The following is a 13,517-nucleotide window of genomic DNA, read 5'->3' on the forward strand; positions in this document are numbered from 1 at the left end:
CCCTCGAGACGTCGTTCAGCGGCAGATGCGTGCCTTGGGCCGAGTTCTAACCTTGATTGGAGGTCGTCCCTGCCGGCCCGCGCACGACGTGCGACTCAGAGGAGGACCCGATGTCGGCTGCATTCACTCCGCCGGGGAGCGCGTCGTACCCCGTGCACGTCGACGCCGAGCTCGACCCGCAGACCTCGCGGGGCCTCTGGCTGGTGAAGTGGCTGCTCGCGATCCCGCACTACGTGGTGCTGTTCTTCCTGGGGATCGCGTTCATGGTCATGACCGTCCTCGCCTTCTTCGCAATCCTGTTCGCTGGGCGGTACCCACGGGCGATGTTCGACTTCAACGTCGGGGTGCTGCGCTGGTCGTGGCGGGTCAGCTTCTACGCCTACGGCGCCCTGGGCACCGACCGCTACCCGCCCTTCTCGCTGCACGACGTGGCCGACTATCCCGCCCATCTCGACGTGGACTATCCCGAGCACCTGTCCCGCGGGCTCGTCCTGGTCAAGTGGTGGCTGCTGGCCATCCCGCAGTACCTCGTCCTCGGCGCCCTCCTCGGCGGAGCGGGGTACGCCGCCACCGACGACAACTTCGCCTCGTCCTGGGGCCCGGGGCTGATCGGGGTGCTGGTGCTGGTGGCGGCGGGCTACCTGCTCTTCGCCGGGCGTTACCCCGAACGGCTGTTCGACCTGGTGATCGGGCTGAACCGGTGGGTCTTCCGGGTCGTGGGTTACGCGACCCTGATGACCGACCGGTACCCGCCCTTCGCGCTGGACCAAGGTGGGCGCGACCCGGTGACGCCGAGGCCGCCGCCGGCGGCGACAGGCTGGACCGCCGCTCGCGCGGTGGCGTTGACGGTCGGCTCAGTGCTCGTGACCATCGGGCTCACGTGCGCGCTCATCGGGGCGGCGCTCGGCCTGGTCAACGTCGGAGCCCAGGACCGGGACGGCTTCCTCATGAGCGAGCGCACGGAGGTGTCCACCCGGACCAGCGCGATCACCTCGACCAGCGTGGACCTGCACAGCGAAGAACCCGGAGACTTCCTGCCGGACGCGCTCATCGGCAAGGTCCGGGTCACCGTCGAACCGGATTCTGGAGCCGAGCTCTTTCTCGGGCTCGCCCGCACCCGCGACGTCGAGGACTACCTGGCCGGGGTCGACCACGTCACCGTGACCGGCTGGGAGGACGGACGGCCGGTCTACCGGACGCAGGCAGGCTCGGGCAGCGTCGCGGCCCCTGGCGATCAGGACTTCTGGACGGTCCAGGACTCTGGCGGAGGACGGCTGCGCGTCGACTGGGAGCCGGCCGACGGCGAGTGGAGCTACGTGCTCATGAACACTGACGCCAGCCCCGTGGTCCGGGGCGACGTCGCGGTCGGAGCCGAGCTCCCGATCGTCGCGGCGGTCGTCGTCGCGCTCGCGGTGACGGGCCTCGTCATGATCCTCCTCGGGCTCGCCCTGGCGGCCCTCGCTCTCCGCGCCGCCTCCCGCGATGGCCGCGGCAGGCTCCGGGCGCCGCCGACCGGGACCCCCACCCGATGACCGCGACCGGCTGAGAGCTCGCGTCCCACTGGCCGAGTGTCAGCGGGGGATACCAACCACTCTTGCCCCGTGCGTGGCGACACCGGTCAGGTCACTCGGCTCTCCAGGACCGAGGGGGGCAGCTCGAGGTCGGGGACGAGCTCGAGGAGCAGCGCCCGGACCCGACCGTCGAGGTCGGCGACGATGCCCCGCACGGTGCTCTCGTCCTGGCCGCCGGGGTCGGCGACCGGCCAGTCGACGTACTTCACGCCGGGGACGTAGGGGCACTCCTCGCCGCACCCGAGAGTGATGGCCATGGTGCTCGCCGCGATGGTCTCGCGGGTCAGCAGCTTGGGCAGTTCCGTGGAGGTGTCGAGACCGAGCTTCTCCAGCACCTCGGCGACCTCGGGGTGGATCTGCTCGCCTGGTTGGGTGCCGGCCGACAGTGCGGTCACCCGGCCCTGGGCGTAGTGCTCGGTGAGCACCCGGCTGATCACCGAACGTCCGCCGTTGCGCACACACGCGAACACGACCTGCGGTGTGGTGCTGGCGGTGCCTTGGCTCATCGGGTCCCTCCGGTGTTGCTGGTGGTGGCGCCGGTGGGGGTGGAGCGCTCGCGGTAGAACCTCCGGGCCCAGAGGCTGACGTAGACCAGTCCGACCAGGGCCGGGACCTCGATCAGGGGGCCGACGACCCCGGCGAGGGCCTGTCCGGAGGTGACGCCGAAGACGCCGATGGCCACCGCGATGGCGAGCTCGAAGTTGTTGCCGGCAGCGGTGAACGAGACGGCGGTGGCCCGCTGGTAGTCGAACCCGAGCGCCTTGGTGAGCAGCATGGAGCCGCCCCACATCAGGGCGAAGTAGGCCAGCAGCGGCAACGCGATCCGGGCAACGTCGAGGGGCTGGTTGGTGATGGTGTCGCCCTGGAGCGCGAAGAGGATCACGATCGTGAACAGCAGGCCGTAGAGGGCGGCCGGCCCGATCCTGGGCAGGAACCTCGACTCGTACCACTCCCGGCCCTTGGCGCGCTCTCCGAAGGTGCGGGTCAGGAATCCGGCCAGGAGTGGGATGCCGAGGAAGACCAGCACGGACTTGGCGATGCCCCAGATCGAGACGTCGAGCTGGGTCTGTTCAAGGCCGAGCCAGCCGGGGAGGACCTGGAGGTAGAAGTAGCCGAGCAGGGCGAAGGCGAGGATCTGGAAGACGGCGTTGATCGCGACCAGGATCGCGGCCGCCTCACGGTCCCCGCAGGCCAGGTCGTTCCAGATCAGGACCATCGCGATGCAGCGGGCCAGGCCGACGATGATCAGGCCGGTGCGGTACTCCGGCAGGTCGGGGAGCAGCAGCCAGGCGAGGGCGAACATCAAGGCGGGACCGAGGACCCAGTTCAAGAAGATCGAGGTGCCGAGCATGCGGCCGTCGCGGGTGACGTGACCGAGCTCGTTGTAGCGGACCTTGGCCAGCACGGGGTACATCATGATCAGCAGGCCGATGGCGATGGGCAGGGAGACCGACCCGATCTCGACCGCCGCGAGTGCGTCGTCCAGGCCGGGGACGAGACGACCGAGCAGCAGCCCGACGGCCATCGCCACACCGATCCACAGCGGCAGGTAGCGGTCCAGGGTGGAGAGACGCCGGAGGACGGGGTCCTCGGAGACGTTCGCCTCGTGGTTTCCGTGCATGGCCTGGTTCACAAGGACCCCTCGTCGAGCGGATCGGGACTCCCGGCGCCGGCATCGACGCGGGAGGGGGGAGGTGGTGGCGTGGCCACCGCCATCAGGACTGCGGCGAGCACGGCGACTGCTGCGAGCACGAGGAACGCGTCGGCGTACGAGCCGAGGACGTGGGCCAGGGCCGCACCCACGAAGGGTGCCGCAGCGGCGGCGACCAGGGCGGGCGCGGACAGGATGCCGTTGAGGGTGCCGTAGGCGGTCGGCCCCCACCGGTCGGTGATGGCGGTGGCCTGGACGAGGGTGTACATCCCGCGGGCGAGCCCCAGCCCCATCCCCACGATGATGAGCAGGCTCGCCGAGGCCGGCGCGAGCGCCAGGGCCGCAGTGCCCGCCGCGACCGAGGCGGCCACGATGACACCTCGCGAGGTGACCGAGGTGGCGGCGGCGAAGCGGGCGTAGCCCAGCCGTCCCAGCACCTGCCCGACACCGCCGAGGCCCAGCGCCACCGCGGCCAGGTTCCGGGTCATGCCCTGCTCGACCAGCATCGGCACCAGGTTGATCACCACCGCGAAGACGGCCAGGGCGGTCATCGCGTTCGCCAGCATCAGGGCGAGGTAGGCGCGGCTGCGGATGACCGTGGCCACCGCGTCGCGGCGCCCACCGGGGACTCGGGTGAGGTCCGCGTCGACGTGGTGCGCCCGGCCCCAGGGGTGGTCGAGTCCCCACCAGTGCAGCGGCACCGTGATCAGGGCCAGCGCGGCAAGCAGCACCAGGTAGGCGCCGCGCCAGCCCAGCCAGTCCTCGAGCCCGGAGGCCAGCGGCGCGAACACGGTGCTGGCCAGGCCGGCCACCAGCGTCAGCGTCGTCAGGGCGCGCACGCGGCGCTCCCCGCCCCACCGGGTCAGCGCGGCGAACGCCGGTGGGTACAGGGTGCCGGCCATCGCCACCCCGACGACCGACCAGCCGAGGTAGAACACGAGCAGGGTCGGTGCCGTCGCGACGGCCAGGACTCCCGGTACGGCGAGCAGCGAGGCCGCGGTCATCACCCGGCGCGGACCGAACCCGTCGATGTGGCGCCCGACCCAGACGCCGACGCCACCGGAGAGGAGCTGGGCGAGCGAGAACGCGCCCGTGACCGCGACGCTCGACCAGCCGGTGTCCTCGGTGATGGAGGACTGGAGCGCGGCGAAGGTGTAGTAGAGGACGCCCCACGACGTGATCTGGACCGTGCTGAGGACCAGGACCACCTGCCGCAGGCCGGCGCCGTCGAGCGCTCCGGTCTCCGGCGCCGCCGACCGGGGCTCGGGGGTCACTCGCCCGGGCGCCCGAGGGTGACCAGCTGCGGCTGGGAGGCGGCCGGGGCGCCGCAGCAGCCGCCCGCGTCGGCGACGGCGTCCGGCGCGTCGAAGGCGCCGGCGCCGTTGCACACACCGGTCTCGGGCAGCACCAGCTCGACCCGCTCGGCCGACTCCAGGTCGCCCGCCAGCGCCGCCATGACCGACCGCACCTGCTCGTAGCCGGTCATGGCCAGGAAGGACGGCGCCCGGCCGTAGGACTTCATCCCGACCAGGTAGAGATCCCGCTCGGGCTGCGCGAGCTCCTTGAAGCCATGGGGCTGGACGTCACCGCAGGAGTGGTGGTCGGGGTGGATCTGCGCCGCGAGCACGCGCGGGGCGCCCAGTGCCGGGTCGAGGTCGAGTCGCACCTCGGAGAGGAAGTCGAGGTCGGGGCGGAACCCGGTCACGACGATGACCTCGTCGACGTCGTCGACCTGCTGGCCGTCGACCGAGGTGAGCGTGAGGCGTCCGTCGCTGCCCGCGACCGCGGACTCGGTGCGGAACCGGGTCACGCTGGTGACCACACCGCTGGCGGCGGCAGCCCTGGCGTCCTGGCCCAGCTTGCCCCGCTCCGCGAGCTGGTCGTTGTCGCCACCGCCGAAGGCGTCCCCGACCCCGGCCCGGCGCAGCAGCCAGGAGACCCGGGTCGCAGGGTCCTGCTGGGCGAGCCGGGTCAAGCCGATCAGGACGCCCTGGGCCGAGGCGCCCTTCCCGGCGACGGCGACGTGCTTGCCGGCGTACCGCGCAGCCACCGCGGGGTCCTCGAGGTCCGGGATGCCGTAGCTGATCCGGGCCGCGTTCTCCTCCTCGCCCAGGGCCGGGTAGCCGTCGGCACCGAGAGGGTTCGGCCGGCTCCAGGTGCCGGAGGCGTCGACGACGGCGCCGGCGAGCATGCGCCGGCGACCCCCTGGGGTCTGGACGTGGAGCGCGAACGCATCGGACTCCCGGCCGGAGTCGACGAGCAGGTCGCGGCCGGACCGGCCCACTGCGACGACACGCGACTCGTAGTGGATGGCGCCCAGGGGAGAAGCGGCGAGGAGGTCGGCGAGGGGGAGCAGGTAGCGCTCGCGCCACTCGGCGCCGGTGGGGTAGGCGTCGTCGTCCGGCGCCGCCCACCCACTGGCCTCGAGGAGTCGACGGGCCGCGGGGTCGATGAGCTCGCGCCAGGCCGAGAACAGCCGCACGTGACCCCACTCGGCGACGGCGGCACCGGCGGCGTCGCCGGACTCGAGTACGACGAAGGCCAGGTCGCGCTCGGTCGCGTTGGCAGCGGCGGCCAGCCCGATCGGACCGGCTCCGATGATGGCCACGGGGTGCTCCATTGCCAGCTCTCCTCACACACTGAGATCCATCGACAGCTGTCGATGCATCGCTACAGTATCGATCAGAGTCGATGGAGCAAAGGTAGGCTGTCCCCGTGATGTCATCGCCGGCGCGCCCCGCCCCGAGCCTGACGAAGCAGGACGCAGCCACCTACGCGGAGTGGTTCGCGGTTCTCGCCGATCCCACCCGGGTCCGGGTGCTGCACGCCCTCGCCACCTCGCCCGCAGGCGCGATGAGCGTCGGCGACCTCGCCGAGGCCGTGGGGGTGAGCCAGTCCACCTGCTCACACCATGTCGAGCACCTCCGCAAGGTCGGCTTCGTGGTCGTCGACAAGGTGGGCACCTCGAGCATGGTGTCGGTCAACGCGGCCTGCTGCACCGGTCTGCCGCACGCTGCCGATGTCGTGATGGGGACCTTGGCGTCACCTCCGTGCTGCCCCGAGGACTTGCCCGCCGACGTCAGCACCCGGCCGGTGTCCGACAAAGACATGCAGGCGGTCCTGGCCATCTACGAGGAAGGCCTGGCCACCCGCAACGCGACGTTCGAGACCAAGGTCCCCACCGCCAAGCAGCTCCGCGCCAAGTGGGTCCCAGGCATGGCCTGGGTCGCTGAGCTCGAGGGTGTGGTGGTCGGCTGGACCGCGGTGATGCCCGTCTCGGGACGCGACTGCTACGCCGGAGTCGGCGAGACGTCGGTCTACGTCACAGAGGCTGCGCGGGGTCGCGGTGTCGGGAAGGCGCTGCTGTTCACCCAGGTCAACGAGGCGGACAAGGCCGGGATGTGGACGCTGCAGGCCTCGATCTTCCCCGAGAACCGCGCCAGCCTGGCGCTGCACCACTCGGCCGGCTACCGCACCCTCGCCGTACGCACCCGGATCGCGCAGCTCGACGGGGCCTGGCGCGACGTCGTCCTGCTCGAACGCCGTAGCGAGATCAACTGAGCAGGCACACCGGGTATGGTGCTGGAAATGCACTTGTCGTCCCAGACCCGGCGGCCCTGTTGAGGGAGCGCGCGGTATGTGGAACGACAGAAGTGCTGTAGTGGCGCCCCGCCAGGCTGCGCGGACCACCGTAGGCGTCGGTCCCGGTCTCATGGGGCGATCCGACATGGTCGTGCCATGACCTCAGCACCTGATCAAACGGCGCGGGTGCGGGAGCTGATCGCGCAGGAGTCCGCGGCCGATGGAGACAGTGCTGGGGTCACCGGATGGATGCAGCGTGCCTGTCGTGCGGCAAGTCGCGAACTGTCGGCGATGGGCGTCGGCGTGTGCGTTCTCTCCGGCGGGAGGGAACCGATCAACGCCGCGGCTTCGAGTCCGGCCAGCTTGTTGATCGACGAGCTGCAGTTCGTCATGGGTGAAGGGCCCTGCATCGACGCCTACGCATCGCGTAGCCCGGTCCTCGTGCCCGACCTCCTGGCCAGGGCAACCACCACGTGGCCTGGATATGCGCCGGCGGCGCACCAGCACGGGGTGCGGTCAGTGTTCGCCTTCCCGCTCCAGGTCGGTGCTGCCCGACTGGGCGCTCTGGACGTCTATCGCGACCACACGGGGAGCATGTCCTCGGGAATGCTCACGCGGGCTCTGACCTTCGCCGAGATCGTGATGGAAGGGCTTCTCGACGCCAGAGCAGGGTCTGACCCCGGCGGCTTCGTCGAGGAGCTCGATGACAGCCGCGTCGAGGTCTACCAAGCCCAGGGAATGCTGCTGGTCCAGCTCGGCGTCAGCGCCGAGGAGGCGCTGGCCCGGCTCCGAGCCTTCGCATTCGCCCACGAGCGGCGCCTCATCGACGTTGCCCGCGACGTTCTCGACCGTAGACTCACTCTGGAGTCGGACTAGTGAGCACGAACTTGGCCTGTCCTCGACAAGCCACCACCAGCCCACCCGGTCCGGCACCGCTCCCAGCTGAAGGGGACAACCGCACATGGCAACGATAATGTCTGACCGACTTGCACTAGTGCTCGTCGAAGTCGCCGACACCCTTGTCGATGAATTCGATCTGATCGAGTTCCTGCAGCTGGTGACAACACACACCTCTGACCTGGTCGAAGCGCGAGCCTGTGGGCTCATGCTCGCGGACCACCGCGGGCGACTCCAGCTGATGGCAGCCTCCGACGAGCGCACCAAGATGCTCGAGCTGTTCCAGGCCCAGGCCGAAGAAGGGCCGTGCCAGGACTGCTACCGCACGGGCGAGCCTGTGATCAACACCGACCTCGAGGTGGCCCACGACAGGTGGCCCACGTTCGCACCGTGGGCCGTCGCCGCCGGGTACCGGGCAGTCCACGCGTTCCCCATGCGACTACGGGGTCAGGTCATCGGGGCGTTGAACATGTTCGGTGACGACACCGGGTCGATGGAGCCGGCTGATGTCCGCGTGGTCCAGGCGCTGGCGGACATCGCGACCATCGGGCTCCTGCAGGAACGCGCCATTGCCCATGGCGAGCTCCTGACCGAGCAGCTGCAATCCGCCCTGAACAGCCGCATCGTGGTGGAGCAGGCCAAGGGTGCTCTTGCCCAGCTCCACGGTGGGACCACCGACGAGGCATTCACCAGGCTGCGCAACTACTGCCGTACGCACGGCCTGCGGCTGAGCAAAGTGGCCTACACGGTCACAAATGACCCGGGACTCCTGCCAGAGCTCACGCGCCCGCAGTGAGCTGAGCGCCCGGCCAGGTGGCTGCCCCGTGTCCACGTCGAGGCTGGGGCTCCACTTCGGCTCTTTCCTGTGGTTGACTGTGCTGACTGCCCCAGACCCGGTAGCGAATCTGACAGCTACCAGTACCCGGGGTCCAGCCATGAGCGTTTTCCTGCAGGAAGCTCCAGCGAGAGCAACGAGCAACGCGACCGTCGGCGACGCGCGGGAGCCACTGATCCTGACGCTGGACCTGGTGCGGCGCCTCCTGCCCGACTTCGACCAGGTGAGCGTCACGGTCATCCATGGCGCCGGAAGCCTCGCCACCTGCGCGCAGGCTGGGGATGTGGTGGCGGACCTGGATCGTCTCCAGTACGGCCTGAGCGAGGGGCCGTGCATCGACAGTCTTCGGGACGCTTCTCCGGTCGTCGCTCCCCACATCGAAGGTGACGCACGCTGGGACCGCTACGTCTCCTCGGCGACTGGTCTCGGGTTGAGGTCCCAGGTCGCGACACCGCTGCTGTGGCGCGAAGGCAACCTGCTGGGATCCTTGAACCTGTATTCGACGACCCACGCCGAGGTCGCCCACACGTCACCCGCGATCGCGAAGGCGCTCGCCGCGCAGATCGCCGGCATGCTGGCCAGTTCTCGACAGATCGAGCACCTCCACCGCGCACTGGTCACACGCAGGACCATCGGGATCGCGATGGGACTGCTGATGGCGCAGTATCAGCTGACCGAGACAGCCGCCTTCGCCGTGCTCCGACGACGATCCTCCTACTCCAACGTCAAGCTCCGCGACATCGCCGAGCAGATGGTGGCGCAACGCTCCGCGACCGGAGTCGAGCTGCCGCCACCTGCCGACTGCTGAGCAGGCGTCCTGGTGCTCGCTCAGATGGAGACGGGCATCCCGCCGGTCACTGCGATGACTTCGCCGGTGATGTAGCTCGACTCCGCCGAGGCCAGGAAAACGTACGCCGGAGCGACCTCGGCGGGCTGTCCGGCACGGCCCAGAGGGGTGTCGGCGCCGAAGGACTCCACCATGTCCTCGGGCATCGTCGCGGGGATCAGCGGCGTCCAGATCGGGCCTGGTGCGACGGCGTTGACCCGGACGCCCTGCTCGGCGGCGGTCGGCGCGAGCCCGCGGGTGAAGTTCACGATGCCGGCCTTGGTGGTCGCGTAGTCCAGCAGCTGTGGTCCCGGGCTGGAGGCCTGCACCGAGGAGGTGTTGATGATGCCGCCGCCGCGAGGCATGTGCGGGAGGGCCATCTTGGAGAGCCAGAACATCGCGTAGAGGTTGGTCTTCATCACCCGGTCGAACTGCTCGGTGGTGATGTCGGCGATGCCGCCGGGCTGCACCATCTGGTAGGCCGCGTTGTTCACCAGGAGATCGATGCGACCGAACTCGGAGACCGCACGGTCCACGAGCGCTCGGCAGGCCTCTTCGGTGGTGAGGTCGCCGGGGACCAGCACGGCCTTGCGTCCGGCCTCCTCGACGAGCTCCGCCGTACGCCGGCCGTCCTCGTCCTCCCCCTCGAGGTAGGCCAGGACGACATCGGCACCCTCGCGGGCGAAGGCCAACGCGACGGCGCGACCGATCCCCGAGTCACCGCCGGTGATGACGGCCACCCGGTCGGTGAGCTTGCCGGTGCCCCGATAGCTCGACTCGCCGTGGTCGGGCTCCTCGCCCATCTGCGGGGTGACCGACCCCGGTGACCCGGGGCCGGGGAGCTGCTCGCCCTCGGTGTCCGGCTGGGTGTGCTGCTCGGCCGGGTCGGTGGTCTCAGGTCGCTGGTCGCTCATGTGGTCTCCGAGAGTCGTGGGGACGGACGGCTCGACAGGTACCCGCAGAGGCCGATCGCAATCATCCGGAGGAGTCAGGTGCGGAGCACGAAGACCACCTCGGTGCCGGCGACAGGGCGGTCATGGCGACCACCACGAGCAAGGCCAGCGCCGTGCGCTCCCAGGCCAGCGTCGTTCGGTCGCCGAAGTCCCTGGGTACGCCGCGGCGGGAAACCCGGGTGGCTTCGCAGATACCCCTGGGGGTGTTATGGTCGATCCTGACAGATACCCCCTGGGGTATCTAGGAACGGCTCTCTCGGCGGGCCGCCAGTCGCCCTTGAACCTCCCGGAGGAGACCCGATGAACCGCACCACCGATGAGCTGACCATCGTTGCGATCGAGACCCCGACGCTGGGTGACCGCTCCTACCTGGTCCACGACGGCGAGCTCGCGTTCGTGATCGACCCGCAGCGCGACATCGACCGCGTCCTGGACCTGCTCGCCGAGCACGACGTCCGGCTCACGCACGTCTTCGAGACCCACATCCACAACGACTACGTGACCGGGGGGCTGGCCCTGGCGCGGCGTACGGGTGCGGCGTACCTGATCAACGCCGCCGACGAGGTCTCCTTCGAGCGCACCGGCATCGTCGACGAGCAGGTGATCGAGGTGGGCAGCCGGATGCGGGTGAGCGCGCTCGCCACCCCGGGCCACACCTTCACCCACCTGTCCTACGCGCTCGAGGACGCCTCCTCCGGCCAGCGGATCGGGGTGTTCACCGGCGGCTCGCTGCTCTTCGGCGCCACCGGTCGTCCCGACCTGCTGGGCAAGCAGCACACCGATGAGCTGGTCCGTGCGCAGCACGCCTCGGCGCACCGCCTGGCCGAGGTCCTGCCGGACGCGGCCGAGGTGTTCCCCACCCACGGCTTCGGCTCCTTCTGCTCGGCCACCCAGTCCGACGCGTCCGCCTCCACCATCGGGCAGGAGCGCACCTCCAACCCGGTGCTGACCCAGGACGAGGAGACCTACGTCCGCGACCTGCTCGCGGGCCTGACCGCCTACCCCGCCTACTACGCCCACATGGGACCGGCCAACGCCGCCGGGCCGGCCGAGCCGGACCTGTCCGCGCCCGACCGGGCCGAGCCCGCCGAGCTACGCCGCCGCATCGAGGCCGGCGAGTGGGTCGTCGACCTGCGCAACCGGACCCTGTTCGCGGCCGGGCACGTGCCCGGGTCGCTGAACTTCGGCATCGACGGCGGCTTCGCGACCTACCTCGGCTGGCTGATCGAGTGGGGTACGCCGCTGACCCTGCTCGGCGAGAGCGCCGAGCAGGTGGCCCAGGCCCAGCGCGAGCTGGTGCGGATCGGCATCGACCGGCCCGCGGCCGCATCCACCGGCACCCCGGCCGACTGGGTCGCGGGCACCGGGGTCGACCTCGCGTCCTTCGCCACCGCCAGCTTCGCCGACCTCGCCCAGGTCCGGCACCACCGCGAGGTCACCGTGCTGGACGTGCGCCGTGCCGACGAGTACGCCGCCGCCCGCATCGAGGGCGCGGTCAACATCCCGCTCCAGGAGATCCCCAAGCGCCTGGACGAGGTGCCGGAGGGCGAGGTGTGGGTGCACTGCGCCGGTGGCTACCGCGCCTCTGTCGCCGCGTCCTTCCTCTCGGCCGCCGGGCTGCGCCTGGTCGCCATCGACGACGCCTTCGCGAACGCCGAGGAGGTCGGGCTGCACCTGGTGGGCCCCGAGACCGCGTGACCCCGGCCCTGCTGCTCCTGGCCGCCGCCGCTGGGCTGCTCATCGGGCTCAGCCTCGGCGCGCTCGGCGGCGGCGGCTCGGTGCTGGCCGTTCCGGTGCTCGTCTACCTGCTCGGGCAGACGCCGGGCCAGGCCACCACCGGATCCCTGGTGGTGGTCGGCCTGACCTCGGTCATCGGAGCCGTCACCGCGAAGCGAGCAGGCAACCTGTTGCTGGCTCGTGGGGTCACCTTCGGGGTGGTCGCCATCGGCGGGGCCACTGTCGGCGCGAAGGCGTCGGCCCTGGTTCCGGGACCGGTGCTGATGGCTTCGTTCGCCGTGCTGCTGCTGGTGGTCGCGCTCGTGATGGTGGCGCGTCAGGTGAAGGCACACCGGGCGGCCGCGGGCGGCGGAGTGCCACCGGTCCGGACCCAGCTGGACGACCCGATCATCACGTTCAGCCCCCACTTCGCCTGCGCCTGTCCCAGGGCCCTGAAGGTGCTCGTGACCGCGACCGTCGTGGGCCTGCTCACCGGGTTCCTCGGCGTGGGCGGCGGGTTCCTCGTCGTACCTGCGCTGGTCCTGGCCCTCGCGCTCCCGATCGGGCTGGCCGCCGGCACCTCCTTGGTCGTCATCTCCATCACCTCGGCCGCAGCCCTGCTCGTCCGGGCCGGCGCCGCGGCCCAGCCCGACTGGGCGCTGGTCGGGTTCCTCACGGTCTTCGCCCTGATCGGCGGTCACCTCGGTGCCCGCCTGGCGTGCCGCATCTCCACCGGCAGGCTGCAGACCGCCTTCACGGCGTTGCTGCTGCTGGTCGCCGGTTACACCGGCCTCCAAGCGGTGCCCGCACTGTTCTGAACACCACCCCGAAAGGCATCACCATGACCACTCAGACCCAGCCCCAGACCCAGACCCAGACCCCGGCCACCCGAGCCGCGATCGACATCGCCGAGCTCCGCGAGCTCCTCGAGGGACCCCAGGCGCCGCGCCTGCTCGACGTCCGCACCCCCGCCGAGTTCGAGACCGCCCACATCGCTGGCTCCTACAACGTCCCGCTGGACCTGCTCCGCGAGCACCGGGCCGACCTCGCTCCCCACCTGGGACAGGAGACCGTGCTCGTGTGCCGTTCCGGCGCCCGCGCAACCCAGGCCGAGCAGGCGCTGACCACGACGGGCCGCCAGGGGCTGCGTGTCCTCGCGGGCGGCATCGTCGCGTGGGAGGCCGCCGGGGCCCCGGTCGTGCGTGGACGCGAGAACTGGGAGCTCGAGCGCCAGGTCCGCCTGGTCGCGGGCTCGATCGTTGCCGCCAGCGTGCTCGGCTCCACCGTCGCGCCGCGGCTGAAGTGGGTCGCCGGCGCCGTCGGGGCCGGCCTGAGCTTCGCCGCGCTCAGCAACACCTGTGCCATGGGGATGGTCCTGTCCCGGATGCCGTGGAACCGTGCCGCCGAGGAGGTCGAGATCGGCGACGTCCTCCTCGCTCTCGCCGGCGACCGCACCTGAGCCGCCCGGACGACCCCTCCACCCGGC

The 13,517-nt window shown here is 70.8% G+C and carries 13 protein-coding genes; 8 read left to right on the forward strand and 5 right to left on the reverse strand.

The features are described 5' to 3' along the window. Positions 1-110 precede the first annotated feature (110 nt). Positions 111-1,532, forward strand: a complete 1,422-nt coding sequence (locus AC4BGB_RS14155) for a DUF4389 domain-containing protein (protein WP_490547520.1) — start codon at positions 111-113, stop codon at positions 1,530-1,532. Positions 1,533-1,618: 86 nt separating this feature from the next. On the opposite strand, the gene AC4BGB_RS14160 is transcribed toward AC4BGB_RS14155, so the two are convergent. The 4 genes from AC4BGB_RS14160 to AC4BGB_RS14175 are packed head-to-tail and all read right to left on the reverse strand — an operon-like array spanning position 1,619 to position 5,842. Next, on the reverse strand, positions 1,619-2,077 hold the full coding sequence (locus tag AC4BGB_RS14160) for an arsenate-mycothiol transferase ArsC (protein ID WP_490547521.1): 459 nt from the start codon (positions 2,075-2,077) through the stop codon (positions 1,619-1,621). Continuing rightward, positions 2,074-3,192, reverse strand: coding sequence for an ACR3 family arsenite efflux transporter (gene arsB / locus AC4BGB_RS14165; protein WP_490548443.1), 1,119 nt, complete (start codon positions 3,190-3,192; stop codon positions 2,074-2,076). The genes AC4BGB_RS14160 and arsB overlap by 4 nt, the downstream gene beginning before the upstream one ends. Positions 3,193-3,200: 8 nt before the next feature. After that, complete coding sequence (locus AC4BGB_RS14170) at positions 3,201-4,496, reverse strand: MFS transporter (RefSeq protein ID WP_490547522.1); 1,296 nt, start codon at positions 4,494-4,496, stop codon at positions 3,201-3,203. After that, positions 4,493-5,842 (reverse strand): NAD(P)-binding protein, encoded by a 1,350-nt coding sequence (locus AC4BGB_RS14175; protein WP_490547523.1) that lies wholly within the window; start codon positions 5,840-5,842, stop codon positions 4,493-4,495. Before AC4BGB_RS14175 ends, AC4BGB_RS14170 begins: the two co-directional genes overlap by 4 nt. A 98-nt stretch (positions 5,843-5,940) precedes the next feature. Between AC4BGB_RS14175 and AC4BGB_RS14180 the strand changes: the two genes are divergently transcribed. The 4 genes from AC4BGB_RS14180 to AC4BGB_RS14195 all read left to right on the forward strand — a co-directional run bounded on the left by AC4BGB_RS14180 (position 5,941) and on the right by AC4BGB_RS14195 (position 9,344). Then, the gene (locus AC4BGB_RS14180) at positions 5,941-6,783 is read left to right on the forward strand and encodes a helix-turn-helix domain-containing GNAT family N-acetyltransferase (RefSeq protein ID WP_490548444.1); all 843 of its coding nucleotides are present in this window, start codon (positions 5,941-5,943) and stop codon (positions 6,781-6,783) included. A 177-nt stretch (positions 6,784-6,960) separates the two neighbouring features. Next, a complete protein-coding gene (locus AC4BGB_RS14185; RefSeq protein WP_490547524.1) occupies positions 6,961-7,680 on the forward strand; it encodes a GAF and ANTAR domain-containing protein in 720 nt (239 codons plus the stop codon). A gap of 97 nt (positions 7,681-7,777) precedes the next feature. Further along, positions 7,778-8,497, forward strand: a complete 720-nt coding sequence (locus AC4BGB_RS14190; protein ID WP_490547525.1) for a GAF and ANTAR domain-containing protein — start codon at positions 7,778-7,780, stop codon at positions 8,495-8,497. Between the two features lie 139 nt (positions 8,498-8,636). Next, positions 8,637-9,344: a GAF and ANTAR domain-containing protein gene (locus tag AC4BGB_RS14195; protein ID WP_490547526.1), complete on the forward strand. Its 708-nt coding sequence runs from the start codon at positions 8,637-8,639 to the stop codon at positions 9,342-9,344. A gap of 20 nt (positions 9,345-9,364) precedes the next feature. Here AC4BGB_RS14195 and AC4BGB_RS14200 read toward each other — a convergent pair whose 3' ends face one another. Then, entirely contained in the window at positions 9,365-10,276 is a 912-nt protein-coding gene (locus tag AC4BGB_RS14200; RefSeq protein ID WP_490547527.1) for an SDR family oxidoreductase, read from the reverse strand. Positions 10,277-10,615: 339 nt separating this feature from the next. Between AC4BGB_RS14200 and AC4BGB_RS14205 the strand changes: the two genes are divergently transcribed. The 3 genes from AC4BGB_RS14205 to AC4BGB_RS14215 are packed head-to-tail and all read left to right on the forward strand — an operon-like array spanning position 10,616 to position 13,490. Then, entirely contained in the window at positions 10,616-12,013 is a 1,398-nt protein-coding gene (locus tag AC4BGB_RS14205) for a rhodanese-like domain-containing protein (RefSeq protein ID WP_490547528.1), read from the forward strand. After that, positions 12,010-12,849, forward strand: a complete 840-nt coding sequence (locus AC4BGB_RS14210; RefSeq protein WP_490547529.1) for a sulfite exporter TauE/SafE family protein — start codon at positions 12,010-12,012, stop codon at positions 12,847-12,849. Before AC4BGB_RS14205 ends, AC4BGB_RS14210 begins: the two co-directional genes overlap by 4 nt. Positions 12,850-12,872: 23 nt before the next feature. After that, the gene (locus AC4BGB_RS14215) at positions 12,873-13,490 is read left to right on the forward strand and encodes a rhodanese-like domain-containing protein (protein WP_490547530.1); all 618 of its coding nucleotides are present in this window, start codon (positions 12,873-12,875) and stop codon (positions 13,488-13,490) included. Positions 13,491-13,517: the final 27 nt, after the last annotated feature.

The sequence above is a fragment of the Nocardioides sp. Z30_9 genome (genome assembly GCF_058215735.1).

Bases quoted from the DNA above. Each gene is read 5' to 3' on its own strand.
- AC4BGB_RS14215 (WP_490547530.1), top strand. From the start codon at position 12,873: ATGACCACTCAGACCCAGCCCCAGACCCAGACCCAGACCCCGGCCACC.
- AC4BGB_RS14180 (WP_490548444.1), top strand. From the start codon at position 5,941: ATGTCATCGCCGGCGCGCCCCGCCCCGAGCCTGACGAAGCAGGACGCA.
- AC4BGB_RS14155 (WP_490547520.1), top strand. From the start codon at position 111: ATGTCGGCTGCATTCACTCCGCCGGGGAGCGCGTCGTACCCCGTGCAC.
- AC4BGB_RS14185 (WP_490547524.1), top strand. From the start codon at position 6,961: ATGACCTCAGCACCTGATCAAACGGCGCGGGTGCGGGAGCTGATCGCG.
- AC4BGB_RS14190 (WP_490547525.1), top strand. From the start codon at position 7,778: ATGTCTGACCGACTTGCACTAGTGCTCGTCGAAGTCGCCGACACCCTT.
- AC4BGB_RS14195 (WP_490547526.1), top strand. From the start codon at position 8,637: ATGAGCGTTTTCCTGCAGGAAGCTCCAGCGAGAGCAACGAGCAACGCG.
- AC4BGB_RS14205 (WP_490547528.1), top strand. From the start codon at position 10,616: ATGAACCGCACCACCGATGAGCTGACCATCGTTGCGATCGAGACCCCG.
- arsB (WP_490548443.1), bottom strand. From the start codon at position 3,192: ATGCACGGAAACCACGAGGCGAACGTCTCCGAGGACCCCGTCCTCCGG.
- AC4BGB_RS14175 (WP_490547523.1), bottom strand. From the start codon at position 5,842: ATGGAGCACCCCGTGGCCATCATCGGAGCCGGTCCGATCGGGCTGGCC.
- AC4BGB_RS14200 (WP_490547527.1), bottom strand. From the start codon at position 10,276: ATGAGCGACCAGCGACCTGAGACCACCGACCCGGCCGAGCAGCACACC.
- AC4BGB_RS14160 (WP_490547521.1), bottom strand. From the start codon at position 2,077: ATGAGCCAAGGCACCGCCAGCACCACACCGCAGGTCGTGTTCGCGTGT.